The 5,068-nt window shown below is 49.8% G+C and carries 4 protein-coding genes; 1 reads left to right on the top strand and 3 read right to left on the bottom strand.

Going from position 1 to position 5,068, the window contains the following annotated elements:
- The 3 genes from secG to RMO84_RS18655 all read right to left on the bottom strand — a co-directional run.
- Window positions 1–269, bottom strand: a 269-nt coding sequence (gene secG, locus RMO84_RS18645) for a preprotein translocase subunit SecG (protein WP_310489936.1), incomplete at its 3' end; no start/stop codon positions are given.
- A gap of 170 nt (window positions 270–439) precedes the next feature.
- A complete protein-coding gene (gpmI, locus tag RMO84_RS18650; RefSeq protein ID WP_310489937.1) occupies window positions 440–2,038 on the bottom strand; it encodes a 2,3-bisphosphoglycerate-independent phosphoglycerate mutase in 1,599 nt (532 codons plus the stop codon).
- A gap of 358 nt (window positions 2,039–2,396) precedes the next feature.
- Window positions 2,397–4,124, bottom strand: coding sequence for a trypsin-like peptidase domain-containing protein (locus tag RMO84_RS18655; RefSeq protein WP_310489938.1), 1,728 nt, complete (start codon window positions 4,122–4,124; stop codon window positions 2,397–2,399).
- A 160-nt stretch (window positions 4,125–4,284) separates the two neighbouring features.
- Here RMO84_RS18655 and RMO84_RS18660 point away from each other — a divergent pair, with 160 nt between their 5' ends.
- Window positions 4,285–4,959 (top strand): hypothetical protein, encoded by a 675-nt coding sequence (locus RMO84_RS18660; RefSeq protein WP_310489939.1) that lies wholly within the window; start codon window positions 4,285–4,287, stop codon window positions 4,957–4,959.
- Window positions 4,960–5,068: the final 109 nt, after the last annotated feature.

The following is a 5,068-nucleotide window of genomic DNA, read 5'->3' on the forward strand; positions in this document are numbered from 1 at the left end:
CCCACAGTGGGAACTGGTGCGGGAACTGGCACCGAGCCAGTAGTGAGCCAGCCAGCACTGAGAATTACTGTCAGCGTGATAAAGACGAGAAACAATCCCCAGGTAATCCGGTTGAGGTTGCTTTCGGCACTTTTTGTGCTGCTAAATAACTGGGCTTGACCGCCAATACCGCCGATCCCGTCACCCTTGGGGCTATGCAGCAAGACCATTGCTGTCAAACCAAATGCCGAAGCACTCCAAATAATTTCAATAATATTAATAATATTCATTCAGCAATTCTCAGTCTTAATAATCTTTAACCTATTGTATCTCGATCTTTGCTGAAGATACTATTAGTGAGCTAGATCCGTCTAAACAGTAAGCTGGGGAAGCGATCGCGGCTAGTGTCTCGATCGCTTCCCCAGCCATTTTACGCAAGTTCGGGGCGTGCCGAGATGACTTATACCCCGACCCGCATTGGCGATCGCGTCTGTTGGAACTCGACTAAGGCGGGAACGACCATCGATTTACCAGTCATTTCGATCGGTTGGGGAATCTGGAGAATCTCCAAAATTGTCGGCGCGAGATCGGCCAATTTACCATCGTCGCGGAGGGTGACGTCGGTACCGTGCCCTTGCAACGGACGACGTTCGCCTTCGACCAAAATTAACGGTACCTGACTGGTGGTGTGTGCCGTCCAGGGACGATCGTCTTCGTCGCACATATATTCGGCATTGCCGTGATCGGCGGTAATCAATGTCGTGCCACCGACTTTGCCCACACCTGCGAGGAGCTTGCCCATACAGGCATCTACGGCTTCGATCGCTTGGATCGTCGGTGCCATTTTGCCCGTATGTCCGACCATGTCGGGATTGGCATAGTTGACGACGATCAGGGTATAGATCTGTTTGGCGATCGCGGCTAAGACTGTATCGGTGACGATCGCTGCCGACATCGCTGGCGCGCGATCGTAAGTACTTACCTGGGGGCTGGGAATTAATTCGCGATCCTCACCAGGTAACGGCTCCTCCCTACCACCATTAAAGAAATAGGTAACGTGGGCGTATTTTTCGGTTTCGGCGACCCGAAACTGCTTGAAGCCGCGTTCGGCGATGACTTCACCGAGGAGGTGCTGCAATTGCTGCGGTGCAAAGGCCACCAGGACGGGCAGTGTCGAGTCGTATTGAGTAAACGTCGCCACCGTCAGCGGGGTAATTTGCGATCGAATAAAGCCTGTAAAATGTGGACTAACTAGGGCACTAGCGAGCTGTCGCGCTCGATCGGGACGGAAGTTAAAGAAAATCAACCCGTCGCCTGATTCGATCGCGCCTGGAGCAATTCTCGTCGGGCTGACGAATTCGTCGGTTGTGTCGGCGGCATAACTCTGGGTGAGGACATCAGTGGCACTTTCGCCGCTACCTTCGCCAGCTTGAGTCATCACATCGTAGGCTAATTTGACGCGATCCCAGCGATTATCGCGATCGAGTGCGTAGTAGCGACCGCCAATCGTTACGATTTTACCTACGCCGAGCTGGGCGATGGCATCTTCAATTTTGGTGACAGCTTGCAAGCCATCGCGCGGATCCGTATCGCGTCCGTCGGTAATGACATGGATGCAAACTTCGGTAATATCTCGATCGCGAGCGAGTTCGAGCAAGCCAATTAAATGATCGAGATGGGAATGCACGCCGCCATCGGAACAGAGTCCGAGGAGGTGGAGTTTGCTGTTCCTCTGTTTGACATTTTCACAAACTTTGACCAGAGCGGCATTTTGTAAAATACTCTTGTCTCGAACGGCATCGGAAATTCTGACTAATTCTTGGGGGACGATTCTCCCCGCGCCGATATTCAGATGTCCGACTTCCGAGTTGCCCATCTGTCCGTCTGGCAATCCTACTGCTCGTCCAGATGTATCGATTAAGGTGTGTGGGTAAGCAGCCCACAGGCTGTCGATGTGAGGTGTTTGAGCTTGCGCGATCGCATTGCCGTGGATATCTGGACGGTATCCCCAACCGTCTAGAATAACTAGCACCACTGGAGCTACAGGTGCTTGCGCCATATTATTCTTCGCCTTGTTGTTGTTAAGAATAAGATCGTGTTTATCATAGCAGTTATTCGCAACCCCCTGCTCGAACCATCACTCCAGTCGATCGAAGTATAAATTGCTACTACAATCGCGAATGGGCTGGGATGACTTGTGAGTCGATCGCCACAGTACTTTCCTCGATCCCCACGCGCCTACGGTGTATATACATCTCTGGCTAGAGGCGAAATTGGTGAAATCCCCCTAAATCCACCTTAACAAGGGGGACTAAGAACCCGATCTTAGCCCCCTTGTTAAGGGGGTTTGGGGGATTCAGATCTCAAAACGAAGTCTATCCGACTTGTATGTACAAAGCTCCCCGCTCTCCCTGCGATTATTTTTGCCCAGTCAGCCTGCGAACTTCTTCCGTTAGTGACTCGACCGTAGAAGTATCGCCCTGCTGGCGGTGCAACGCGATCGCTTGGCGAAAATCGGCGATCGCTCCTGTGCGATCTTTGAGTTCTAGTTTCGCTCTGGCTCGATCGGCAAAATAATACGCTCGTTTCGGATCTAACCGGATCGCACCATCGAGAGCTTTGATAATCCCGCGATAATCCTTAAGCTGCTCGTAAATCTTTAACTGCTCGGTGTAGGCTTCCTCTTCATTAGGATTAATTTTGGCAATACTGGCATAGTCTTTGAGTGCCAATGTCCATTCTTTGCGCTCTCGATAAATTGCCGCACGGTATGAATATGCCCGTAAATTATTAGGACTGAGCTGAATAATTTTGCCATAGTCAGCAATTGCCCCACTAATATCGCCAGTCACTTTGCGAAAGTTTGCCCGCGTATCATAAGCACTAATATTGTCCGGTGCAATCCTAATTACCTGAGAAAAATCGGCGATCGCCCCTGGAAAATCGCGGAGCTGGACCTTGATGCCAGCCCGATTTTCGTAAGCCAGCGTATTTTGGGGATCGATGGCAATCATCTTGGTATAAGCCGCCTGTGCTGCTGGTAAATCTCCCTGTACCTGTGCTGTAATTGCCAACATTAAGTATGCTTGAATGTATTTTGGTTCGAGGGCAGTCGTCCGATTGAAATCTGCCGCAGCCTTACGATAGTCTTGGTTAAAATACAAAATATTGCCGCGTTGATAATAAGCACTGGCATTTTTATTATCTAATTCGATCGCGCGGTTCAAGTCTGAGAGGACTTGGGATCGATCGCCAAGGTTCTGATAGATATTCGCCCGCATATAATACGCCGCAGCCTTTTTGGGATTGGCGACGATCGATCGATTCAAGTCACCTAAGGCACCCTGATAATCCCCCGACTGGATTTTGACTGCCGCACTCACCAAGGCATCGCTACCGAGATCGTTAGTTTCGATCTTCGCTGTCGCCACCTCCAATCGCACGCCATTTTGCGTCGCTAACGGTACGAACACGCTTGCCAAAATGCCCAAATTAAAGCCAGTTTTGACTCGAATATCTGAGTTAATCGCCGAAGCTTCAGTGCTTTTTTCCACATCGCCGCGACCGTGAATGGCAATTAACTCGCCTTGGTCGTTGAGGACGCTACCACCGCTCATCCCTGGCAAAGTTAAGTTGGTATAGACTAACCCATAACCATCTTTCAACGGCTGCTTGCTACTAGCTGTTACCCGCCCTTCGGTAAAATTAAACAACGGTTTGCTAATCGATCGAGTCGTCAGGGGAAAACCACCAACGTACACCGTCGAACCTTCGGCGATCGCATTTGCCTGTCTGACTTTCACCGTCCGATAAGGCTGATTGCTCGCGAATGATACTAAGGCTAGATCCGCACCAGGCAAGATTTTAATTTTCGATCGATCGATCCCATAGCTACGTCCGTCGGGGGCAATCAGTTGATATGTTTGCTCGTCGCGCACCACATGAGCGGCAGTAAGTACCGTGTATCCGCGATCGCTCTTGGCTACTAATACGCCAGAACCGATCGAGTTTTCGGTCTTGATTTCAACTGTTATCGCTTTCGATACTTGTGCGACTTGGCTGGCGGATAAGCCCCACGCTGGTAATGTAGCGGTGAGAATGATGCCGGCAATCGGGATGCCTACTAAATTCCTAACTTGATTCATGTCAATTGCGATCGGGGTTTGAGTACGTTGTGAGCGCAGGTTAAACGATCGTCGATCGAATCTCGATAACACAGCGCAGGATTTCAATTTTGACTCAGATCCGATCGAATCCAGCTACTTTTGGTGAATGTTAATGAGATAGACCTCATTCAAAAATTCTATGGATTCTGCTACCAAACAAGAGAAGCTGGCCGACCTCGATTATCTCATCGCTGTCGAAACAGCTCGCAAGCGAATCAAGAATGCTGTATTAGTTACCGTTTTAACTGGAGTGGCGATCCCGATTGCTTGGCTGGTAGGTCAGCTAGTTGCCAATATCGCGGGATACGATAGTGCCAGATCGGGAGCGGGATTTTATTGGATTTTAGAAGTACTATTTATCTTTGGGATGGGTTATGGCATCTCTCGCTACAGTCTATTGTGTAGCAGGTTGATGTTTGGCTATCTTAGCGTGAGTGTGCTCCACGGCCTGTTTACTGGTGGGTTTACATCTTATGGGCTTTATTGCAAAATTGGTGCGCTATACTTTCTCTGGATTGGGATTGATGCCATGCAAACATATCAACTGCTGACGCGAAAAGAATGCTCGTTGGCAGTAGATAAAGCGGTAAACGGCGATCTCGATCGATCGCAAACAGATCGGCCAGTCGATGAAGATACGCTCCAGCCCAGATCTACAACCACCGAACTACTAAATCCCACACCAGAACTCATATCGCTCTGCGGTGGAGATCGCTCCCAAGCGCAGTGGCTGCTATCCAAAGTCAAAAGCAAGCACCCCGATCGATCGGTAGAATGGTGCAATCAGCAAGTTGTCGATCGATTAACCACATAATTGCGATCCAGACTTACCCATCTAGCCGTGAATATGCTCGTGTTCGATCGTACATCCCTTGCAGACAGACTCTTTTACCTCGGAATTCCCGAACCACCACACTAACTGG

The sequence above is a fragment of the Chamaesiphon sp. VAR_69_metabat_338 genome (genome assembly GCF_031423935.1).
Taxonomy (GTDB): Bacteria; Cyanobacteriota; Cyanobacteriia; order Cyanobacteriales; family Chamaesiphonaceae; genus Chamaesiphon.

Coding starts and splice junctions, on each gene's coding strand:
- gpmI (WP_310489937.1), bottom strand. CDS start 2,038: ATGGCGCAAGCACCTGTAGCTCCAGTGGTGCTAGTTATTCTAGACGGT.
- RMO84_RS18655 (WP_310489938.1), bottom strand. CDS start 4,124: ATGAATCAAGTTAGGAATTTAGTAGGCATCCCGATTGCCGGCATCATT.
- RMO84_RS18660 (WP_310489939.1), top strand. CDS start 4,285: ATGGATTCTGCTACCAAACAAGAGAAGCTGGCCGACCTCGATTATCTC.